This window comes from Aeromonas sp. FDAARGOS 1415 (assembly GCF_019048365.1).
Taxonomy (GTDB): Bacteria; Pseudomonadota; Gammaproteobacteria; order Enterobacterales; family Aeromonadaceae; genus Aeromonas; species Aeromonas taiwanensis.
In genome coordinates this window covers 4,118,121-4,140,065 of sequence record NZ_CP077363.1, presented here as the reverse complement: position 1 = coordinate 4,140,065, position 21,945 = coordinate 4,118,121, and the positions used below count along the sequence as shown (strand labels likewise).

Genomic DNA, 21,945 nt, shown 5'->3' with positions numbered 1-21,945 from the left:
GCCCGGATTTCACAGCCGCTCGTAACCGGGCAGCGTCAGAAAATCGATGAGTGTGTCGGCGCAGGTGATCTCGTCCATCAGCGCGCTTGCCTCGGCGAAGCGCCCTGACTGCCAGCGGGCCTCGCCCACTTCCCCCCTGACCACCTCCTGCTCCTCGGCCAGCATCTGGCGGAACAGCGCCTTGGTGACCACCTGACCGTTGGAGAGCGTCTTGCCGTGACGGATCCACTGCCAGATAGAGGTGCGGGAGATCTCGGCGGTGGCGGCATCTTCCATCAATCCGTAGATGGGCACGCAGCCGTTGCCGTTGATCCAGGCCTCCAGATACTGCAGGGCGACACGGATATTGGTGCGCATGCCCGCCTCGGTGCGATCACCCTCGCAGGGGGCCAGCAGATCCGATGCCGTGATGGGGGCATCCTGCTCACGCAGCACGCCGATCTGGTTCCTGGCGCCGGCCGGGATGGTGGCGTTGAACACCGCCATGGCGGTGTCGGCCAGGCCCGGGTGGGCCACCCAGGTGCCGTCATGGCCGTTGTCGGCCTCCCGCTGCTTGTCCGCCAGTACCTTGGCAAACACCTGCTCGTTGACTGCCGGATCCTTGGCCGGGATGAAGGCGGCCATGCCGCCCATGGCCAGGGCGCCACGCTTGTGGCAGGTCTTGATGAGCAGACGCGAATAGGCACTCAGGAATGGTTTGTCCATGGTGACCACCTGCCTGTCCGGCAGGACGCGGTCGGGGTGGTTCTTCAGGGTCTTGATGTAGCTGAAGATGTAGTCCCAGCGGCCGCAGTTGAGCGCGACGATGTGATCCTTCATCTGGTAGAGCAGCTCGTCCATCTCGAACACCGCCGGCAGGGTCTCGATGAGCACGGTCGCCTTGATGGTGCCACGGGGCAGGCCGAACCTGTCCTCGGTCCAGGCGAACACCTCGCTCCACCAGCGACCCTCCAGGTGGCTCTGCAGCTTGGGCACGTAGAAGTAGGGACCGGAGCCCTTTGCCAGCAGCGCCTTGTGGTTGTGCAGGAAATAGAGAGCGAAGTCGAACAGGCCGCCGGGGACGGGCTCACCCTCGAAAGTGACGTGTTTCTCCGGCAGGTGCAGACCGCGCACCCGGCAGATGAGCACAGCCGGATCGGAACTCAGGGTATAGGACTTCCCCTCCGGGCTCTGGTAGGAAATCGTGCCGTTCACCGCATCGCGCAGGTTGATCTGACCCTCGATCACCTTGTTCCAGGCGGGGGCCAGGGAGTCCTCGAAGTCCGCCATGAAGACCTTGACGTTGGCGTTGAGGGCGTTGATCACCATCTTGCGCTCGACCGGGCCGGTGATCTCCACACGCCTGTCCTGCAGGTCGGCGGGGATGCCACGAATGGTCCAGTCGCCGTCGCGGATGTGAGCGGTTTCGGGCAGGAAGTCGGGCAGCTCGCCTGCGTCGATGCGGGCCTGACGGGCGACCCGCTGTTTGAGCAGTTCATTGCGTTGAGGGGCGAAGCGTTCCACCAGTTCGGATACCAGGGCCACCGCATCCGGCGTCAGGATCTGCGCGTAATCGGGAAGCATCTCGCCTTGAATACGCAGGCGGGTGCTGCTGAGGGTCTGGGCCGGTGCCGACATAGTGGGTACTCCTCCAAAAGTTACATTTTTAATTTATTAACTACGACTAACGTCTATATCCCTTTCTCTTAAACTCCCCGCAACGGCGGGATAACACGATTGATAAGGTGCAAAATAATGGCGTTGTCGTCAACTTGATTTTTAAAACGGGCGTTTTTGATTGGAAGTTAAGTTGCTGTTTTTAGGTGTTTTATGTGATTAGCGCAAAAGCTCTACGCAGATGGTTATGCTCTTGGTTGTGCGGGGTGTCAGGGAGGGGGGATGCGCCTTGAGGGAGATATGCAAAATGTAATTTATTACGTAATAAAATTACAAATGCAAAAAGAAATCCCGACCTCACTCCAAGGTTGTCAAAAACATCTGTATGAAATGCGTGCAGTCGGTGCAGGAGGCATCTGGCCTGCAAAGAGGTTGACCTATGAACATGCGTTTAAAACCGCGCGGTCAAATACGGTGAAAATGGCGCAAAGAGGAGATCCCATGGAAATGACGGGCAATGACGTAGGTTTGTATCAAAGAATGAGGATGGGGGCGAAGGAGGCGAAGGGGTATCAGGTAGTGAATAGAACCAAGTTTTGGCTATATCTTGGTGTTTTATCGTTATTTGCTTTGGTGGTATCTTGACCAGGGAAAAAGCGGTGCCGGACAGCAAAACCGGCGCATTTAACCGCAGTGCGGGGACTGGCCCTCAATAGTCCTCGTCCGGAGCGGCGAGATCGATCACGTCGAGTCGCACCGAGTCGCCGACCCCGTTCTCAGGGGTATCGAGAGTGGAGGGGGTGGTCGAGATCAGGGGCTGAACAGGCGGAGTGTCAACAGCTTGGGTCATGGATGCTTGCCTCTTTGGATTGCAAGCCGGTCGGTGATTCCATCACCCTGATATCCACCTCCCTGTTTTCTGGCCGGCGGAAAAGTTGCGTATCCTAACGGCACTTTGTGAAAGCTTCAAGCGGTTCTGTATGAATTTCACGCCGTTCTGGCTGTGGCGGCTGGAAAAGGCACGGAAAAAAGGGGAGGCAAGACAAAAAAATAGCCCAGTCGTCTGACTGGGCTATTTTCGGGGAATTTGGTCGGTGTGAGAGGATTCGAACCTCCGACCCTCTACACCCCATGCAGATGCGCTACCTGGCTGCGCTACACACCGACGGAGTCAGCTCGGCTGACGGGGAGGAAGTCTAATAGGATGACCTGACGGGTGCAACTCCTTTTTTATCAGAGAGATGCTGACTGCTTCTTTATTGTTCAGACGAGATGCTCCTTGGGCCTTGGCCGGAGTTTTGGCATAATCTCGACCCCCCTGATGCGGCCCCGTCCTCCTGGACCGGACCCTTCGGTGGGGCCAACATTAAATGAACGCAGACAGACGAGAGGAGCGGGCGTGGAGCCAGCACAAGAGAGCCCAGAGGCGTTGCTACAGGCACAGGACGAACGCTGGATGCGCCATGCCATGGCCCTGGCCGCCCGGGCGGAAGGGATCGGCGAGATCCCGGTCGGCGCCGTGCTGGTGCTGGGTGACGAGATCCTGGGGGAGGGGTGGAACCGTTCCATCAGCGACCACGATGCCTGCGCCCATGCGGAGATCATGGCACTGCGCGCCGCAGGTGCCCGGCTGGAAAACTACCGGCTGCTCGACACCACCCTCTATGTGACCCTGGAGCCCTGCTGCATGTGCGCCGGTGCCCTCATCCACAGCCGGGTCAAACGGGTGGTCTACGGGGCCCGGGATCTCAAGACGGGGGCGGCGGGGTCGGTGTTCGATATCCTGATGGACCCGCGCCACAATCACAGCGTGGCGTTGACAGGTGGCGTGCTGGCAGAGGTCTGCTCGGCCCAGCTGTCGGATTTCTTCAAGCGGCGCCGTGCCGAGAAGAAGGCGGCGAAGCTGGCCGCAAGGCAACCCGCTTCCTCCTGATGCAGACGGGGTCGGCCGCCCCGTTTTCCCATCTTTATATCTCCCCAGATAAGACCTTCGGATGTTCCCTTTCTGCCGGACGCGCTGGCCGACGACGCGGGGTTTTCCGCCGGTTTTCCGGGTTTGCACGGGAGTGGATTTCTAACGTTTCGATGTAACAAAACTGTCATGCAACCGCCATATAATGCCGCGAAGCCTAGCTCACATTGAGGTCTTGCATGTCATCGGAATCGTTAAACCTGGTCATGGCGGGTAGTAAAAAACGCCGGATCAAGGATAAGTTGGCCAAATACGGCGTTACCACAGGGGGAGCCCTGGTGCTGGTGGCGCTGCTGCTTATCTTCTTCTATCTGCTCTATGTGGTGAAACCCATCTTCAATGGCGCCAGCATGGAGAGCACCTCCTCCTTCACGCTGCCTGTCCAGGGCAAGACCGCCTGGCTCGGCGTCGAGGAGCAGAACGAGATAGGCTATCGCTTCAGCGACCAGGGCAAGGTGAAATTCTTTGCCGTTCAGCCGGATGGCAACATCAAGGTGGGTCAGGTGATAGGCGACGCGCAGATCCCCGGTGAGATCACCACGGTGGCACCGCCGGCACCGGGCCAGAAGCTCATCGCCTATGGCTTTGCCGATGGCAAGGCGCAGGTGGCACAACCGGCGTTCAAGGTCTCCTACCCGAACGACGTGCGCGTTATCGAACCCAGCCTGCAATATCCCCTCGGCGAAGAGCCGGTGGTGATCGACCCCGAGGGCAAAGCGCTGACGCGCATGGTCTTCGAGGCCACCAAGGAGAAGATGGCCACTGCCGCCGTGACCGAGGATGGCCGTGGCGTGCTGATGGTGATGAGCGGCGAGGAGAACTTCCTCTCCGGCGAAGTCGAGTGGAGCAGCGAGAACTACACCATTCCCTCCCTGCCGCGCCACGTGGATCAGATGCTGCTGACCCCCAACCTGCGCATCCTGTTCGTGCGCGAGGGCAATCGCCTCTCCGTCTATGACATCCATAACCTGAGCGACATCTCCCTGCGCGACGTGCTGGAGATCAACGCCCCCAATGCGAACGTGACCCGGATCGAGCTGCTCTCCGGCGCCTCCTCGTTGCTGGTGGGCAACGATAACGGCGTCATCTCCCAGTGGTTCGAGGTGGCCAAAGAGGGCAAGCGCCAGTTCACCCAGATCCGTGACTTCAAGAGCGACGGTGTCGTCGATCTGCTGACGCCGGAGCATTTTCGCAAGGGCTTCATCAGTGCGGACAAGCAGGGGGGCATCAACTTCTTCCACGCTACCGGCGAGAGCAAGCTGCTGAGCGAGAAGATGGACGGGGGCGAACTCTCCGCCCTGGCCATTTCGCCGCGCCACAACCTGTTGCTGACCCAGCAGGGGGATCTCTTCAAGGTCTTCGATGTGGAGAACGATCACCCCGAGGTGACCTGGTCCGCCCTGTGGCAACAGGTGTGGTATGAAGGCTATCCCGAGCCCCAGTACGTGTGGCAGTCCACCTCCGCCAGCAACGACTTCGAAGCCAAGCTGAGCCTGGTACCCCTGGTATTTGGTACCCTCAAGGCCTCCTTCTACGCCATGGTGTTCGCGGTGCCCCTCGGCGTCGCCGGCGCCATCTACACCGCCTACTTCATGTCGGCGGGGCTGCGCAAATACGTCAAGCCGACGGTGGAGATCATGGCGGCGCTGCCGACCGTCATCCTGGGCTTCCTGGCCGGTCTGTGGCTCGCCCCCATCATCGAGGGGGCCCTGCCCGGGGTGATCCTGCTGCTGATCCTGCTGCCCATGGGCATGCTGCTGACCGCACTGGTATGGAACTATCTGCCGGAGCGTGGCCGTACCTGGCTGCCGGAGGGTTGGCACGCCATCCTGCTCATCCCGGTGCTGCTGGTCATCGGCTGGGGGGCCTTCGCCCTGAGTCCCATCATCGAGAACGCCTTCATGCACGGTGATTCCCGCATCTGGCTGACCCACGAGATGGGCATCAAGTTTGACCAGCGCAACTCCCTGGTGGTCGGTATCGCCATGGGCTTTGCGGTCATCCCCACCATCTTCTCCATCGCCGAAGACGCCGTCTTCTCGGTACCCAAGCACCTGACCCAGGGTTCTCTGGCGCTGGGCGCCACCCCGTGGCAGACCCTGAGCCGGGTGGTGATCCTCACCGCGAGCCCGGGCATCTTCTCGGCGGTGATGATGGGTCTTGGCCGCGCCGTGGGCGAGACCATGATAGTGCTGATGGCCACCGGCAACACCCCCATCATGGACTTCTCCATGTTCCAGGGGCTGCGGACCCTGGCGGCCAACATCGCGGTGGAGATGCCGGAATCGGAAGTGGGCAGCTCCCACTACCGGGTGCTCTTCCTCGCCGCCTTCGTGCTGTTTGTGTTCACCTTCTTGTTCAATACCCTGGCCGAGTTCATCCGTCAGCGGTTGCGTGAAAAGTACAGCTCTCTGTAAGGACTAAGGAATCGACAATGGGTAAGTGGTTTAAATCGGGGGCCCCCTGGATCTGGATGACGGGGGGCGCCGTCAGCCTGAGTCTGGTGGCCGTACTGGGTTTGTTGTTGCTCATCGGCTGGCGTGGTCTGGTCTACTTCTGGCCGCACCCCATCTATGAGTGGCAGCTGGAAGACGAGAGCGGCAACAAGAGTGTGCTCATCGGCGAGATCAACGATCGCGAGCTGGTGCCGGTGGAGCGGCTGCGCGCCTCCGGGCTGGCCCTGAAAGGGGAAGAGCGCGAGGAGCTGACCCGCTATCTGGTCAAGACCGGCAACCGTGAGTTCGTCGACCTGGACTTCCGCTGGGTGCTGGAAACCGACATCAAGTCGCGCACCCAGCCGGCCGAGCTCGCCATGGTGGAGCGTGCCACCAACGGCAACTTCTACGGCTACATCACCTCGGTGAAGGAAGACGGTCGCGAGGTCACCACGGATCTGCACCCTGCCCTGCTGCGGGTGCTGGCCCGGGCCAATGCCCTGTCGAGCCAGGCCAACGACCTGCAGAAAGGGGACATCGGCAGCATCAACTACCAGCTTGAGCGCCTGCGCCTCAAAGAGCGCAAGGCGGAGCTGGACGACAAGCTGACCGATCAGCTGAAAGCCGAGCTGGCGAGCGAGCGTCAGGCCCTGAACGATCGCTATCAGGTGCTGGAGAAGGAGCTCTTCTCCCTGCGCAGCCAGGCGGACAGAGACAGCATCACCGTCAAGGACATGCGCGGCGAGCTGGTGACCATGCCCATGTCCCGGGTGCTGGACGTGGTCTGGCCCAACGACATGAGCCTGATGGCCAAGGTGGGTCACTGGTTCCACCAGACGGCCAAGTTCGTCACCGATGATCCCCGCGAGGCAAACACCGAAGGGGGCGTGTTCCCGGCCATCTTCGGCACCGTCTTCATGGTGATCCTGATGGCGATCATCGTGACCCCGCTCGGCGTGGTGGCGGCGGTCTACCTGCACGAGTACGCAGGCAAGAACAGCCTGACCAAGATCATCCGCATTGCGGTGATCAACCTGGCTGGCGTGCCCTCCATCGTGTACGGCGTGTTTGGCCTGGGCTTCTTCGTCTATACCCTGGGGGGCAGCATCGACCGCCTCTTCTACCCGGAAGCGCTGCCGAGCCCTACCTTCGGCTCCCCCGGCGTCATCTGGTCGGCCCTGACCCTGGCCATCCTGACCCTGCCGGTGGTGATCGTCTCCACCGAAGAGGGGCTGGCCCGCATTCCCAGCACCATCCGCCAGGGTTCGCTGGCGCTGGGTGCCACCCAGGCCGAGACCCTGTGGCGCATCGTGCTGCCCATGGCGAGCCCGGCCATCATGACCGGCCTCATCCTGGCGATAGCCCGTGCGGCCGGTGAGGTGGCGCCCCTGATGCTGGTGGGGGTGGTGAAGCTGGCCCCGACCCTGCCGATGGACGGCAACTTCCCGTACCTGCATGTGGAGCGCAAGTTCATGCACCTGGGCTTCCACATCTATGACGTGGGCTTCCAGAGCCCGAACGTCGAGGCGGCGCGTCCCCTGGTCTACGCCACCTCCTTCCTGCTGGTGACGGTGATCGTGGGCCTCAACCTGACGGCCATCGGTATCCGCAACCACTTGCGTGAGAAGTTCCGTTCTTTGGAACATTGATGACGATGAGCCTGACGGGCATGCGCAATCACTTGCGCGAAAAATTCCGGTCGCTGGAACATTGATAGACCAGTCACCACAGAGACGGGCAGGGGTCTTCCCTGCCAGCCAAGCGTTCCGGCCGCGGGCAATGAGCTTGCCCGCCGCCACAAAGAGAATTTGAGGTAACAGATGATCAACGTAACACCGAGTTCGGCCCCGCACACCGCCACCGATCTGCTCAACCTGACCCCGGAGCAGACGGCCCTGGAGGTGAAGGATCTCAACCTGTACTACGGCAACAAGCAGGCGCTGTTCAACGTCAACATGAAGATCCCGAAGGGCCAGGTGACTGCTTTCATCGGCCCGTCCGGCTGCGGCAAGTCCACCCTGCTGCGCTGCATCAACCGGATGAACGATCTGGTAGAGATCTGCCGCATCGAGGGGGAGATCCAGCTGCACGGCCACAACATCTACGACAAGAGCGTGGATGTCTCCGCCCTGCGCCGTCAGGTAGGCATGGTGTTCCAGCGTCCCAACCCCTTCCCCAAGTCCATCTACGAGAACGTGGTCTATGGCCTGCGCCTGCAGGGTATCAACGACCGCCGTACCCTGGACGAAGCGGCCGAGCGCTCCCTGCGCGGTGCGGCCCTGTGGGACGAGGTGAAGGATCGTCTGCACGACAACGCCTTCGGCCTCTCCGGTGGTCAGCAGCAGCGTCTGGTGATCGCCCGCGCCATCGCCATCGAGCCGGAAGTGCTGCTGCTGGATGAACCGACCTCGGCGCTCGACCCCATCTCCACCCTCACCATTGAGGAGCTGATCAACGAGCTCAAGAGCCAGTTCACCGTGGTGATCGTGACCCACAACATGCAGCAGGCGGCGCGGGTCTCTGATCAGACCGCCTTCATGTACATGGGGGAGCTCATCGAGTACTCGAACACCAACACCATCTTCACCACCCCGGCCAAGAAGAAGACCGAGGACTACATCACCGGCCGTTACGGCTAAGGCATGTTGGTGCAACAGGGGTGATTGAGATGAACAAGATGATCATCAACAAACAGATTGGCAGTCGGTTCTACGACTAGGGCATACTCGGAGCAACAAGGATTACTGGTATGGACAATATGAATCTCAACAAACACATCTCCGGTCAGTTCAATGCCGAGCTCGAGAGCGTGCGCAACCAGGTGCTGGTGATGGGGGGGCTGGTGGAGAAGCAGCTCACCGACGCCATCGCCGCCATCCATGGCCAGGATCTGGATGCGGCCCGCAAGATAGTGGCCAACGATCACAAGGTCAACGCCATGGAAGTGGCCATCGATGAGGAGTGCACCCGCATCATCGCCAAGCGTCAGCCCACCGCGTCCGACCTGCGCCTGGTGATGGCCATCATCAAGACCATCACGGATCTGGAGCGCATTGGCGATGTGGCGGACAAGATCGCCCGCATGCTGACCGACAACGCCAACAAGCCCCAGCCGCCGCTGGTGTCCCTGGAAAACATGGGCCGTCGCACCATCAAGATGCTGCACGACGTGCTCGACGCCTTCGCGCGCATGGATCTGGAGGCGGCGCTCGCGGTCTACAAGGAAGATGACAAGGTGGACCGGGAGTACGAGTCCATCATCCGCGAGCTGATGACCTACATGATGGAAGATCCCCGCACCATCCCCCAGGTGCTGAACGTCCTGTGGGCGGCGCGGGCCATCGAGCGGGTCGGCGATCGCTGCCAGCACATCTGCGAGTACATCGTCTACTACGTCAAGGGCAAGGATGTGCGCCACACCAAGGCCGATGAGTTGACCGATCTGCTGGGCAAAAACTGATCCCGACATGAATAAAAAGGCGCGTAAAGCGCCTTTTTTATTGCATTTTCGGACAGCTTAAGATAACGCCCCCCAACGAGGGCTTTTCTGCTAGAATATGGCCCCTGTGTGAGTCCCGGATGGAGTCACGGTCCGGTTTCCCGGGCCCAGTTTGCCGTCTTGTGTCAAGGCGGCTGTAGCAATAGGTTAATCATGAGTTTTGCCGATAGTTTGTTCTTTCTGATGCTGCTGGTCGCCGGCAGTGTGTTCTTCTCGCTTTCCGAGATCTCCCTCGCCGCCTCCCGCAAGATCAAGTTGCAGGTGATGGCTGACGAGGGCAACCGCCATGCCGAGAAGGTACTGGCACTGCAGGCCCAGCCTGGCAACTTCTTCACCGTGGTGCAGATAGGCCTCAATACCGTCGCCATCCTGGGCGGCATCCTGGGCGAGTCCGCCCTGAACCCGGCCATCAAGGAGCTGGTCTCCGAGTTCTATCAGGGGCCCTGGCTGAGTGAAATCAGCTCGGCAGCCTCCTTCGTCTTCGTCACCGGCATGTTCATCCTCATCGCCGATCTGATGCCCAAGCGCCTGGCGATGACCATGCCGGAGCGGATCGCCGTGGTGGTGGTGCGCCCCATGCTGCTGTGCGTCACCCTGCTGATGCCGCTGGTGTGGCTGTTCAACGGCATGGCCAACGGCCTGTTCCGCCTGCTGCGCATCTCCATGGTGCGCAACGACGAGATCACCTCCGACGACATCTATGCGGTGATGGATGCGGGCGCCGAGGCCGGCGTCATCCAGCGCGAGGAGCATCAGCTCATCGAGAACGTGTTCGAACTGCAGTCCCTTGGCGTCACCTCCGCCATGACGGCCCGCGAGAGCCTCATCTACTTCACCCTGCAGGAGGGGGAGGAGAGCATCAAGGCCAAGATCGCCGAGCACCCCCACAACAAGTTCCTGGTGTGCGACCACAACCTCGACAGCATCAAGGGCTTCGTCGACTCCAAGGAGCTGCTGATCCGGGTCATCAGCGGCCAGAGCATCGATCTCAACAGCGGCTCCCTGGTGCAGAACGTCATCATCATCCCCGACACCCTGAACCTCTACGAGGCGATGGAGTACTTCAAGAACCACAGGGGCGATTTCGCCGTGGTGATGAACGAGTACGCCCTGGTGGTGGGGATCGTCACCATGAACGATCTGATGAGCACCGTCATGGGGGAGTGGGCCACCCACGTGGTGGAAGAGCAGATCGTGCAGCGGGACGAGAACTCCTGGCTGGTGGACGGGGTCACCCCCATCTCCGACGTGATGCGCGCCTTCGACATCGAGGAGTTCCCGGAAAACCAGAACTACGAGACCATTGCCGGCTTCATCATGTACATGCTGCGCAAGATCCCCAAGCGCACCGACTCGGTGAAGTACGCCGGTTACAAGTTCGAAGTGGTCGACATCGACAGTTACAAGATCGACCAGCTGCTGGTCACCCGGGTAGAGGCCACGTCGGCCGAGAAGCCTGTTCAGGAATCGTAAAAGGAGCTCGTTAGCAATCATGAAGATGCAGTCTCATTCCCGTGCGCTGGCCTGTGTGGCGCTCGCCCTGGCACTCGGTGCCTGCAGCCAGAGCGCACCGCGCAAGGCCACTCCCGTCGCCAAGCCGGCCGCTCCCCAGGCAGCCGTGGTCGTGCCGCAGCCGGATCCCGATGCGGTGGTGCAAAGCGCGGTGGCAGAGCCCAGCCCGGTGTTCGACGAGGAGTATCACGGTCCGGATCAAGGTTCGCTCGAGTCGGTGACCGCCCTGTTCGCCCGCGGCTACATCGAGTCGGCCATGCGCGAGACCATGCTGGCGGCGGTGCACAGTGACTACCCCCTGCTTGGCATGCGGGACGTGCGCCTGACCGATCCCGTCTCCAAGTTCCTCACCTCGGCCCAGGCTCGCACCACGGCGCACGACTACCTGTACGCCGGGGTACAGCGCCGGTTGGGCCGCCCGCTCAGCCCGGCACAGTGGGAACAGATCTGGCAGGGGTATTCCCAGCAGGGTCGTGTCTCCGACTGGGTCAAGCAGACCAAGCGGGTGCTGGCCGGGCGCTGAGTCGCCAAGTCATCGGCGGCTGTGCCCGCCTTGATCCCCTGTTTCACAAGAGGCCACCTTCGGGTGGCCTCTTGTCGTTTCAGTGCCTGGCCAGGTGATGCCTGTGCCGGGGAGATCTCCCTTTGCCGCCATCATCCCGAGCTTGCTCGGATTTGTTCGTAGCCCCCGATTGCCTCTTTCTCTGCTTTGGGTCATGATGTTTGGGATTTCTAGCCGTCTAGATGTTTTGATGGCTTAATGTGGTTTCACACAATAAACACCCGTCATGACGGGAACATGCAGAGAGACAGAGATGGACAAGCAGGATTTGTGGGTACTGGATGGGGGCATGGGGCGCGAGCTGGCGCGGCGTGGCGCGCCGTTCCGTCAACCGGAGTGGTCGGCACTGGCGCTGATGGAGGCCCCCGAGACGGTGCGCGAGGTGCATCAGGCCTATGTGGCGAGTGGCGCCCGGGTCATCACCACCAACAGCTATGCGCTGGTGCCGTTTCATATCGGTGAGGCGCGCTTTGCGGCAGAGGGGGAGCGGCTGGCGGCCCTGGCCGGGCAACTGGCCCGGGAGGTGGCCGACGAGCAGCCGGGCTCCGTGCAGGTGGCCGGCTCCTTGCCGCCGCTCTTTGGTTCCTACCGCGCCGACCTGTTCGACGCGAGCAGGGTGAGCGAGCTGGCGACCCCGCTGATCCGGGCGCTTTCCCCCCGAGTGGATTTCTGGCTGGCGGAGACCATGAGCCTCATCGCCGAGCCGCTGGCCCTCAAGGCTCTGTTGCCACAGGACGGCAAGCCGTTCTGGGTCTCCTTTACTCTGGAAGATGAGGCGCCGGGCAGTGAGCCGACCCTGCGCTCCGGCGAGCGGGTGGCCGATGCCGTGGTCGCCCTGGCGTCGGCCGGGGTGAACGCCATCCTGTTCAACTGCTGTCAGCCCGAGGTGATTGAGGGGGCGCTCAAGGTGGCTGGGGCCGGCCTGCAGGCCCTGGGGCGCACCGACGTTCGCCTCGGCGCCTATGCCAACGCCTTCCCGCCCCAGCCCAAGGAGGCGACCGCCAACGACGGGCTGGACGAGATCCGCACCGATCTGGGGCCGCTGGATTATCTGGGCTGGGCCGAGCGCTGGCGCGCTGCCGGGGCGAGCCTCATCGGCGGCTGCTGCGGTATCGGCCCGGAACACATCGAGGCGCTGGCCAGCCGGCTGCGCTAAGGAGAGCCCATGAAAGAGAGCAAGATCGGGCTCTGGTCCCTCACGGCCCTGGTGTTCAGCTCCATGGTGGGGGCGGGCGTCTTCAGCCTGCCCCAGAACATGGCCGATGTAGCGGGGGCCCGCGCCGTGCTGATCGGCTGGGCCGTGACCGGGGTCGGCATACTGGCGCTGGCCGCGAGTTTCCTCTACCTGTCGCGACTCAAACCCGAGCTCGACGGCGGCATCTACAGCTATGCCCGGGCCGGTTTCGGCGAGCTGGTGGGCTTCTTCTCCGCCTGGGGCTATTGGCTCTGCGCCACCATCGGCGTGGTGGGCTATCTGGTGATCGCCTTCGCGGCGCTGGGCAGCTTCGTCGACACCCCGGAGCGGGTCTGGTTTGGCGAGGGCAATACCCTGGCGGCCTTCATCGGCGAGTCCTGCATCCTCTGGGCGGTGCACCTGCTGGTGGCCCGCGGCGTGCAGCAGGCGGCCCTGTTCAACCTGGTGGCGACCCTGGCCAAGAGCCTGCCGTTGCTGCTGTTCATCCTGTTCGCCTGCTACTGGTTCGATCCGGTCACCTTCGCGGCGGATCAGGAGGGCAGTACCCTGGCGGTGCCGGTCTCCGAGCAGGTGCGCAACACCATGCTCATCACTCTCTGGGTCTTCACCGGCATCGAGGGGGCGGCGGTGCTCTCGGCCCGGGCCAGAAACAGGCGGGACGTGGGCACGGCCACCGTGCTCGGGGTGGTGCTGGCGCTGCTGCTCTATGTGCTCATCTCGGTGCTGGCGCTCGGGATCCTGAGTCGCCCCGAGCTTGCGGCCCTGCCCAATCCCTCCATGGCGGGACTGATGGCCCAGATGACGGGCTCCTGGGGCAAGCTGCTCATCAACGCCGGCCTCATCGTGTCGGTGCTCGCCTCCTACGTGAGCTGGACCCTCTTCTCGGCCGAGGTGCCGTTCAGTGCGGCGCGCCACGGCGCCTTCCCGGCCATCTTCCGGCGCCAGAACGACAACGGCACCCCCATCGCCTCGCTCTGGCTCACCAGCCTGACGGTGCAGGGCTGTCTGCTGCTGGTGTGGCTGCTTGGCAAGGGCTACACCAACCTGCTGCTCATCTCCACCTCCATGATCCTGGTGCCCTATCTGCTGATCGGTCTCTTCCTGCTCAAGCTCTCCTTGCGCAGGGAGGGCAATGGCCTGATGCGAGCGGTGGCGCTGGTGTCGAGCGGCTATGGTCTCTGGCTGCTCTATGCCGCCGGGGTGGAGTATCTGCTGCTCTCCTTGTTGCTCTACGGGCCGGGTCTGCTGCTGTTCCTCTACAGCCGTCGCCAGCTCGGGGCCGGGCAGCAGCTCAGCGGGCGTGAGCGGTTGCTGGCCGGGGTGACGCTGCTGAGCCTCATTCCCGCCATCTGGTCCTTTGCCCACGTTTGAGTGAGGTGGTGACCCAATGCAAGAGAGCGCCCAAGGGGCGCTCTCTTTTTGTCTGCGGGTTGTCTGCAGTGCGTGCTCAGCGGCTGGCGGGGCCCGCCGGTTTGCCGAACAGCACGGCGATCTTCTGCCGCCAGGGGAGGCCCCGGGCCTCTTGCAGCATGTCGCGCCACTCGTGGAAGGTGAGGGTGAGGGGGTTGAAGCTGTGAATGGGCTTGGTGATGCCGAAGCGGCACGGCTCGGCGGGGTCTTCCTCCACGAAGGTGCCAAACAGCCTGTCCCAGATGATGAGCACCCCGGCGAAGTTGCGATCGATATATCTGACGTTGCTGGCGTGGTGCACCCTGTGGTGGGAGGGGGTGTTGAAGATCCACTCCAGCCAGCCGAGCTTGCCCACCACCTGGGTGTGGACGAAGAACTGAAAGCCCAGGCTCAAGAGCACGGTCGTGACCACCGCCTCGGGCGGGAAGCCGATGAGGATCATGGGGATCCAGAACAGCCACATACCGGAGACGGGGTAGGTCAGGCTCTGGCGGAAGGCGGTGGAGAGGTTGAGCCGCTCCGAGCTGTGGTGCACCACGTGTGAGGCCCAGAGCCAGCGCACATGGTGGCTCGCGAAGTGGAACAGCCAGTAGCAGAGATCCTGCAGCAGGAAGAGCAGCAACAGGCTCCAGACGTTCAGATCTATGTTCAGCAGCCGCCAGCCCCAGAGGGCGTCATAGAGGTAGGCGATGGCGATGGCCGCCAGGGCATCGCCCCCCTGGTGCATCAGCGCCAGGGTGGCGTTGGCGAAGAGATCCTTCCACTGGTAGCCTGCGGTGGGAAAGGCGGCGCCGTGCCTTCGCAGGTAGAGCATTTCCCAGCCGATAAAGGCCAGAAAGAGGGGCGAGAGGTAGAGCAGGATCAGTTGCACATCCATGTGAGGCATCCGGTTGGACCAGTTGGATGTCAGCATACCGGATGAATTTAAAATTTCATTAACATCCTTATGCCATCCGGATGGTGAACAACCCGACGGCGAGAGGCTGCGGCAAGGAGATGACCTGGGGGTGGATCAGGACGGTCAGCATAGAAGAGGGAGCCATGGGCTCCCTCTTCGTGTTTGTGCATCGCGGGTTACAACACCTGGCTCAGAAACTGGCGCAGGTGGGGGCGCGTTGGATGGTCGAAGCCACAGCGGTTGTCATAACACCAGGCTTATAGCACCTGGCTCAGGAACTGGCGCAGGCGAGGGGAGGGGGGATTGTCGAAGAAATCCGCCGGCTTCTCGTCCACCAGCAGCTCGCCGCTCTCCATGAAGAGCACCCGATCCGCCACTTCCCGGGCGAAGCCCATCTCGTGGGTCACCACCACCATGGTCATTCCCTCGCGGGCGAGCCCCTTCATGACGTCCAGCACTTCCCCCACCATCTCGGGGTCGAGGGCACTGGTGGGCTCGTCAAACAGCATGATGCGCGGCTGCATGGCGAGCGCCCGGGCGATGGCCACCCGCTGCTGCTGGCCGCCCGAAAGCTGGGAGGGGTAACTCTGGGCCTTGCTGGAGAGCCCCACCTTGAGCAGCAGGTTCTTGGCTCTGTCCTCCGCATCCTTGCGCGACAGCCCCCGCACCTTCTGGGGGGCGAGGCAGATGTTGTCCAGCACCGTCAGATGGGGGAAGAGATTGAAGGACTGGAACACCATGCCCACCTCCTCCCGCAGCTTGTTGACGTCGCCGGGCTCGGTGAGGCTGATGCCGTCGACGACGATGTCACCGTCGTTGATGGTCTCGAGCTGGTTGAGGGTACGCAGGAAGGTGGACTTGCCCGAGCCGCTCGGGCCCACGATCACCACCACTTCCCCTTCCGCCACCTGGGTGCTGACGTTTTTCAGGGCGTGTACCTCGGTGCCGTAGAACTTCTCTACCCCGGCGGCACGGATGATGGGATCAGTTGCTGCGCGCATATTTCACCTCCAGACGACGCACCAGGAAGGAGAGGGTGCCGGTGAGCACCAGATAGAGCAGGGCCACGGTGAACCACACCTCGAACGGGCTGAAGGTGGAGCTGACCACCTCGCGCCCCGCCTTGGTGAGATCCGTGATGGAGATGACCGACACCAGGGAGGAGTCCTTGATGAGGTTGATGAACTGGCCCGCCAGCGGCGGCAGTACCCGCTTGAATGCCTGGGGCAGGATGACGTAGCGCATGGTCTGGGCCGAGGTCATGCCGAGGCTTCTGCCCGCTTCCATCTGCCCCTTGTGGATGGAGCTGATGCCGGCGCGCACGATTTCGGCCACGTAGGCGCCGGTGAAGACTGCCAGCGCCGCCACCCCGGCCGTGAAGCGATCCAGATTGAGTACAGTGCCGATAAAGAAGTAGACGATGAAGATCTGCACCAGCAGCGGGGTGCCGCGAATAAGCTCCACATAGGTCACGGCCAGGTTGCGCAGGGCCGGGTTGGGTGAGAGTCGTGCAAGCCCGGCCAGGGTGCCGAGCAGGATGGCGAAGACGCCCGCCACCAGGGAGAGCTTGACGGTGACCCAGATGCCCCAGGCGATGGGGCCTGCGGTCCAGCTGAATTGGGAGTCGAGGGTATCGCCGAGGAAGACGGTGTCCCCTTCGGCTACCTGGACATGTTCGGTGCCAATGGCCTGACGGCGATTGGGGTCGAGATCGTCTTGCAGGAAGAGCTGCCCCTTCTCGGCAATCACGGTGCCGTCAAACTCGGCGTAGTGTTTCTGTTCAGCCTGATAGGCGATGTACTGGGGAATACGCTCCCAGCGCCAGGTGTAGTCCACCGCCTGTACGGCCTTGTAGATGCCGAAGATGGCGGCCAGCACCAGCAGCAGGAAGACGCCGTGCCAGAGCAGCAGGTTGGGCTGTTTTTCCATCTGTCTTGTGAGTTTGGGGTTGATCACGTTCACAACCTCTCTTGTCGTTATTGTGGTGAAGTCTGCGGGTAAGGGGCGGCGAACCGCCCCTTGAGAGGTTATTTCAGCTGGTTCAACCAGGCGGTGGATTCAAACCACTTCTTGTAGAGACGGTCGTAGCTGCCGTCGCCCTTGATCTGGCGCAGGTAGTTGTTCAGCCAGTTGAGGGTGTCCTGATCCCCTTTGCGGATGGCCCAGGCCAGCGGCTCGAAGGTGAAGGGCTTGTCCAGGTGCACCACGGCGCCGGTGTTCTGGGAGGCGAAGATGGCGTTGTAGGGCAGGTCGTAGACGAAGGCATCCACCTTGCCGTTGATCACTTCCAGCTTGGCGTCGTCCTGGGTTTCAAACTGCAGCAGGGTGGCTTTCGGGATCATGCGCTTGACCGCCTGCTCGCCCGTGGTGCCGAGCTTGACCGCGATCTTGTACTTGGGATCGTTCAGATCGCTGAAGGACTTGATCTCGCCCGCCTTGTCCTTGCGCAGGACGATGGTCTGGCCGACGACGATGTAGGGATCGGCGAAGTTCACACGCAGGTTACGCTGGGGGGTGACCGTCATGCCGCCCATGATGACGTCGAACTTGTCGGTCAAGAGGGCCGGGATGATGCCGTCCCAGGCGGTGTTGACGAACTCTACCTTCACGCCCATCTCCTTGGCGACCATCTTGGCCAGGTCCACGTCAAAGCCGATGTACTGGCCCTGTTTGTTGGTCATCTCGAAGGGTTGGTAGCCGGCGTCGAAGCCGACGCGCAGCACACCGCGCTCCAGCACGGCATCCAGGGTGGAGCTGGGAGCAGCATGGGCCAGCCCGCACAGCAGCAGGGTAGAGAGAATGAGTTTTTTGATCATAAATGACGTCTCTGTCGAAAGTGTGTTCGGCCTTGAACCTGCTCCCGTGCGACTCCATGGCACAAGAGACTGCTGCATCCGGCAGCAGGCAAGACAGGATTATTGTCTTGGTCGGGGCAAAAGCCCCATATGAGATTCTATGAATGCCGCCTTGAGTGAAAAATGTACCGAAATCTGATTGTGCCAGAAGACTCAATAAGTTATGGGCGCTTTTCTCCCTCGTGGCGACTCATAAAACCACACGAAAACAACATATCTATCTAATGGCGCCGGTTCAAGTGCAAAATTTCAGGCGGTGGTGTCGGTGAAAAATTCGGTTTCGAAAGGAGCGTTATCTGGCAGGGGAGAGGGATCTGTCACCAGAGTGACATCTCAGGAGCTGGCCACAGCCCAAGGGGCTCCAGGCCCGTGGTGAGAGAGAACGAAGGAAAGGGGCTCTGGTTTGATACCGGGTCTGGGCACACGTCTCCCGGGGAGGCGCGTGCCCGACCTCTTCAGCGGTGCAGCTCGCCGGCGCGCTCCGGCTGATAGACCACTTCCAGGATCTCCACCTGAATGGTGCGACCGGCAGGACCGGGCCAGGCGATGCTGTCACCGACTTTCAGCCCGAGCAGGGCACTGCCGACGGGGGCCAGCACGGAGATCTTCGACTCGTCCCCCTGCACGTCCTTCGGATAGACCAGGGTCAGGCAGAAGTCGTTGCCGCTGTTTTGCATCTTGAAGCGCACCGTGCTGTTCATGGTCACCACGTCCGGCGGCATGTCGGCGGGTTCGCGGATCTCGGCGCGATCCAGCTCCTCCTGCAGGGCCAGGTGCTGCGGGTGGCTGCCGAGCAGCTGTTCGATGCGATCCAGATCCAGGCTGGAGATGACGAGATGAGGCTGTTTCATAGGGTATTCCTTATCAATGGCTGACGAGACCAGCATGACGGGCAGGCTGGTCGGAAAAGGGTTGGATGGTGTGTCACGATCGCAAGCGCGATGCCCCCGGGCGACTCGCGCGGCGGGGCGAGGGCGGGGGCTCAGCGGGGTGTGAGCAGGTTGGAAAAAATCATGAGTGCTTTCATGGGGATACCATAACCATTCTGGGGGGCTTTGGCAATTCAGGGTGCCTGATAATCGTACTGGAAAAGGATGCGAGCGAGGCTACCATCCTGTCGCATCTCCTGGATGACCCTGCGCCAGCGCATCGCCTCGCTCGGGGAGAAGCGGGGACTGGCGGCCAGGTAGAGGGTGCTCCGCTGCAGGGTCTGGCCACGCACCAGATCCGGGAGGGGCAGGCCGGCCCGCTGCTGGTTGTAGCGGGCGGTATTCCAGGCCACGGCCCAGCCCTGGATGCGGCCCCGCGCCAGCTTGCTGGCATTGTTGACCTCTTCGCTGACCAGCTCCTGGGTCACGCCTTCGAGGGGCGGGATCAGACTCTGGCCATGGGAGCCCCGCATCGCGCCCACGGTAAGGCCGGGCAGATCCGCAACGGTGAGGGGGGCCGGGTGATGGTTGCGGTGGCTGACCAGCACGAAGGCCTCCTCCAGCAGGGGGGCAATCCAGAGAAACTGGGATTCTCGCTGGGGATTCCTGGCGGGTGGCAGCAGCAGGACATCCGGCCGGTGGCGGGTCTGGCTGAGGGCGCGGGCGAGTGGCATCAGCTCGATCTCGAGCGTCTCCCCGAGGCGGCGGGCCGCCTCCTCAAGCACCTCGATGGCCATGCCGCTCGGAGCTCCCTGCTGGGAGCGAATGACATAGGGGGGGATGTCTGCGGCCACGACCACCACGGCCCGGGCCGGGAGGGAGGTGAAGAGCGTGGGGCAGAGCAGCAGGAGCAGGGTGACGAGGCGCATGGGAGACAGGATCCGGGATGAGTACTCAAGAGTGTAACATCCCGTTACGCTATGTCAGCCTGCCCGTCCGGGGCAGGGGCTCAGTCGAAGAAGTCGCGCAGATCCATCGCCTGGTACCCGTCCAGCTGTTGCCAGGGCAGGGTCTTGGGCAGGGATTTGAGGGTCACCTCCATCCGGTAGCTGCGATAGCCGTCGAGACTGGCAGACTCCACCACCAGGGGGATCTGCCACTGATGTGACCAGAGGATGCGGGTACGCTGCTTGCCTTCCCGGCGTTCGAACCAGCGCGCCTGGGGTGGAGCGTCCTCCTCCAGGGGGGTCATGCCTTGCAGCAGGGCCGGGTCCACCAGGTGGCGCAGGCGAACCCAGTCGGGCTTGAAGGCCACCTGGCCATACTCCTCCGGCGGTACCTCCACCAGCTGGCTGTGCCAGGCGTCGGCGTAGCGCAGTTGCAGTGCGCCCTGCTCGTCCTGGGTGACCCAGCGTGCGGCCATCTGGTGAGTGAAGTGCTTGTGGCCGGGGCGGGCGTCATGGGTGGCGTGATAGGCCCGGGCCAGGGGGAGGGGAATGAGCCGCTGGCTCCATACCTGGTTGCCGACCCGCAGCCACTTCTCCTGCCACTGGTTCTCCCGGGCGATGCCGTCGCTGCCGGTGACCCTGTCCTCGTAGAGGATGCGGGCGGCCAGATCGGGGACTTCATCGGCCAGGAGGGGGAAGGAGAGGGTGCAGCCCAGGAGCCACAGCGGAAGTAAGGTTCGTCTCATGGTTCATCGCTCGATGGCGAAGAGGCCCGGCGCAGGCCGGGCCTCCCTCGCTCACAGGCCGAGCGCCTCCCTGAGCTTGCCGAACACCTTGGTGTTGTCCAGCGTCCCCTTGAAGCGTCCGCTGCCGGCACCGTCCGCAAACAGCATGACGTCGCCGCCGCCATGGGTCTCGGAACCCAGCTTGACCCCGGTCTCCTGCAGGTAGTCATCCCCCATCACCTGCTCGCTGGTGAGGGTGGGGCGCTGATCCTGGCGGTTCGGACCGTTGCCGAACACCAGGGTGGTGAAGGGCTTGCCATCGACGTCGTTCTGGGTGGAGCCGTCACCGTTCTTGACCAGATCCAGCACAGGGTTGCCCTTGGCGGCGTAGCCGTTGATGGTCATGGTGTGGTCGTGGTCGGCGGTGACCACGATCAGGGTATCCTTCAGGTCGACCTTGCCCAGCGCCGTCTTGACCGCCTCGTCCAGTGCCACCGCATCGGTGAGCGATCGCTTGGCATTGGTGGCGTGCAGGGCGTGGTCGATGCGACCTCCTTCCACCATCAGGAAGTAGCCCTGACTGTTCTGGCTGAGCAGATCGATCGCCTTGGCGGTCATCTCGGAGAGGGACGGCTGGGTGCTGGCCGCCCCCTTGGCAACGCGGTCCAGCTCGTAGTCGAGGTGGGACTTGGCGCTGAACAGGCCCAGCACCTTGCCGCTCTCGACCTTGGCGAGATCGCTCCTGGTGGTGACATAGCTGTACCCCTGGACGCTCAGCTCGGCGGTCAGATCCCGGCCGTCGGCCCGGCCGCCCTTGTTGCTGGCGCTGTAGGGCGTCCAGTGATTGGCACCGCCCCCCATCAGCACATCCACCCCGTCCCCCAGCGCGGCGTTGAAACCGGCGCCGCCCGGCACCGCCTGCTCGGCGATGGCGTAGGCTGCATCCCGGTGGCAGATGTGGGAATAGGTGGCCGCCGGGGTGGCGTGGGTCAGCTCGGTGGTGGTGACGGCCCCCACTGACTTGCCCGCCGCCTTGGCCAGCTCGAGGATGGTCGGCACCGGAGTGCCGTTGTCGCTGGTGCAGTGGTTGATGCCCTTGTTGCCGTTGGCATCCTTGGCCGGTGCCACGGCCCTGGTGTCGCTGCTCATGGCGATCACCTCGTTGTTCATCTTGACGCCCGTAGTGTAGGCCGCCATGGAGGGGGCGGAGTCCGTGGTCTGGGCATCGTGGGAGAAGGTCTTGATGCGGGCGCTGCGCGCCAGCTTCATCATCTCGAGATCCCCCTCTTCCCCCACCTTGTAGAGGCGGGTGGCGGTGAGCACGGTGGGGCCCATGCCGTCGCCAATGAAGAGGATCACGTTTTTGGCGTCGGCGGCGTGCGCCTGGGAGAGGCCCCCCAGCGTCCCGTAAAGGGTGCCGAGCAGGGCGGTGCAGACCAGCGTCTTGTTCATGGTGATGTTCATCCTGTA

Annotated in this window: 20 protein-coding genes and 1 tRNA gene; 10 read left to right on the top strand and 11 right to left on the bottom strand. The window is 62.6% G+C overall.

Annotated elements, in window-relative coordinates; translation table 11 throughout:
* Positions 1–9 precede the first annotated feature (9 nt).
* Positions 10–1,617, bottom strand: coding sequence for a malate synthase A (aceB, locus tag I6L45_RS19145; RefSeq protein ID WP_216982969.1), 1,608 nt, complete (start codon positions 1,615–1,617; stop codon positions 10–12).
* A gap of 261 nt (positions 1,618–1,878) precedes the next feature.
* Here aceB and I6L45_RS19140 point away from each other — a divergent pair, with 261 nt between their 5' ends.
* Complete coding sequence (locus I6L45_RS19140) at positions 1,879–2,241, top strand: hypothetical protein (RefSeq protein ID WP_216982968.1); 363 nt, start codon at positions 1,879–1,881, stop codon at positions 2,239–2,241.
* Positions 2,242–2,305: 64 nt separating this feature from the next.
* Here the strand turns inward: I6L45_RS19140 and I6L45_RS19135 are convergent, their stop codons facing one another.
* Complete coding sequence (locus tag I6L45_RS19135) at positions 2,306–2,446, bottom strand: hypothetical protein (RefSeq protein WP_167332220.1); 141 nt, start codon at positions 2,444–2,446, stop codon at positions 2,306–2,308.
* Positions 2,447–2,684: 238 nt separating this feature from the next.
* Positions 2,685–2,761 (bottom strand) — tRNA-Pro (locus I6L45_RS19130).
* 291 nt (positions 2,762–3,052) lie between these two features.
* Between I6L45_RS19130 and tadA the strand changes: the two genes are divergently transcribed.
* The 9 genes from tadA (at position 3,053) to I6L45_RS19085 (ending at position 14,142) form a co-directional block, all read left to right on the top strand.
* A complete protein-coding gene (gene tadA / locus I6L45_RS19125; RefSeq protein ID WP_246877039.1) occupies positions 3,053–3,529 on the top strand; it encodes a tRNA adenosine(34) deaminase TadA in 477 nt (158 codons plus the stop codon).
* A gap of 218 nt (positions 3,530–3,747) precedes the next feature.
* Positions 3,748–5,985 carry an ABC transporter permease subunit gene (locus I6L45_RS19120; RefSeq protein ID WP_216982966.1) on the top strand — a complete coding sequence of 746 codons (2,238 nt, stop codon included), beginning with the start codon at positions 3,748–3,750 and terminating at the stop codon, positions 5,983–5,985.
* Between the two features lie 17 nt (positions 5,986–6,002).
* Positions 6,003–7,652: a phosphate ABC transporter permease PstA gene (pstA, locus tag I6L45_RS19115; RefSeq protein WP_043759466.1), complete on the top strand. Its 1,650-nt coding sequence runs from the start codon at positions 6,003–6,005 to the stop codon at positions 7,650–7,652.
* Between the two features lie 171 nt (positions 7,653–7,823).
* Entirely contained in the window at positions 7,824–8,642 is an 819-nt protein-coding gene (pstB, locus tag I6L45_RS19110; RefSeq protein ID WP_043759467.1) for a phosphate ABC transporter ATP-binding protein PstB, read from the top strand.
* A 110-nt stretch (positions 8,643–8,752) separates the two neighbouring features.
* On the top strand, positions 8,753–9,463 hold the full coding sequence (gene phoU, locus I6L45_RS19105) for a phosphate signaling complex protein PhoU (protein WP_134695154.1): 711 nt from the start codon (positions 8,753–8,755) through the stop codon (positions 9,461–9,463).
* 192 nt (positions 9,464–9,655) lie between these two features.
* Positions 9,656–10,975 carry a hemolysin family protein gene (locus tag I6L45_RS19100; protein WP_134695155.1) on the top strand — a complete coding sequence of 440 codons (1,320 nt, stop codon included), beginning with the start codon at positions 9,656–9,658 and terminating at the stop codon, positions 10,973–10,975.
* 19 nt (positions 10,976–10,994) lie between these two features.
* Entirely contained in the window at positions 10,995–11,537 is a 543-nt protein-coding gene (locus I6L45_RS19095) for a hypothetical protein (RefSeq protein WP_043759473.1), read from the top strand.
* Between the two features lie 292 nt (positions 11,538–11,829).
* Positions 11,830–12,732 (top strand): homocysteine S-methyltransferase family protein, encoded by a 903-nt coding sequence (locus I6L45_RS19090; RefSeq protein ID WP_216982965.1) that lies wholly within the window; start codon positions 11,830–11,832, stop codon positions 12,730–12,732.
* Positions 12,733–12,741: 9 nt separating this feature from the next.
* A complete protein-coding gene (locus tag I6L45_RS19085; protein WP_216982964.1) occupies positions 12,742–14,142 on the top strand; it encodes a basic amino acid/polyamine antiporter in 1,401 nt (466 codons plus the stop codon).
* 76 nt (positions 14,143–14,218) lie between these two features.
* Here I6L45_RS19085 and I6L45_RS19080 read toward each other — a convergent pair whose 3' ends face one another.
* The 8 genes from I6L45_RS19080 to I6L45_RS19045 all read right to left on the bottom strand — a co-directional run bounded on the left by I6L45_RS19080 (position 14,219) and on the right by I6L45_RS19045 (position 21,939).
* Positions 14,219–15,058, bottom strand: a complete 840-nt coding sequence (locus tag I6L45_RS19080) for a sterol desaturase family protein (RefSeq protein ID WP_216982963.1) — start codon at positions 15,056–15,058, stop codon at positions 14,219–14,221.
* 278 nt (positions 15,059–15,336) lie between these two features.
* Positions 15,337–16,080, bottom strand: coding sequence for an amino acid ABC transporter ATP-binding protein (locus I6L45_RS19075; protein WP_254204350.1), 744 nt, complete (start codon positions 16,078–16,080; stop codon positions 15,337–15,339).
* Positions 16,064–17,008 carry an amino acid ABC transporter permease gene (locus I6L45_RS19070; RefSeq protein ID WP_043759603.1) on the bottom strand — a complete coding sequence of 315 codons (945 nt, stop codon included), beginning with the start codon at positions 17,006–17,008 and terminating at the stop codon, positions 16,064–16,066. The genes I6L45_RS19075 and I6L45_RS19070 overlap by 17 nt, the downstream gene beginning before the upstream one ends.
* Positions 17,009–17,106: 98 nt before the next feature.
* Complete coding sequence (locus I6L45_RS19065) at positions 17,107–17,895, bottom strand: transporter substrate-binding domain-containing protein (protein WP_043759484.1); 789 nt, start codon at positions 17,893–17,895, stop codon at positions 17,107–17,109.
* Positions 17,896–18,389: 494 nt separating this feature from the next.
* Positions 18,390–18,785: a nucleoside diphosphate kinase regulator gene (rnk, locus tag I6L45_RS19060; RefSeq protein ID WP_043759486.1), complete on the bottom strand. Its 396-nt coding sequence runs from the start codon at positions 18,783–18,785 to the stop codon at positions 18,390–18,392.
* Positions 18,786–18,997: 212 nt separating this feature from the next.
* Positions 18,998–19,732, bottom strand: a complete 735-nt coding sequence (locus tag I6L45_RS19055; RefSeq protein WP_216982962.1) for an ABC transporter substrate-binding protein — start codon at positions 19,730–19,732, stop codon at positions 18,998–19,000.
* Between the two features lie 80 nt (positions 19,733–19,812).
* Entirely contained in the window at positions 19,813–20,496 is a 684-nt protein-coding gene (locus tag I6L45_RS19050; protein WP_216982961.1) for a hypothetical protein, read from the bottom strand.
* A 51-nt stretch (positions 20,497–20,547) separates the two neighbouring features.
* Positions 20,548–21,939 (bottom strand): alkaline phosphatase, encoded by a 1,392-nt coding sequence (locus I6L45_RS19045; RefSeq protein WP_216982960.1) that lies wholly within the window; start codon positions 21,937–21,939, stop codon positions 20,548–20,550.
* Positions 21,940–21,945 lie beyond the last annotated feature (6 nt).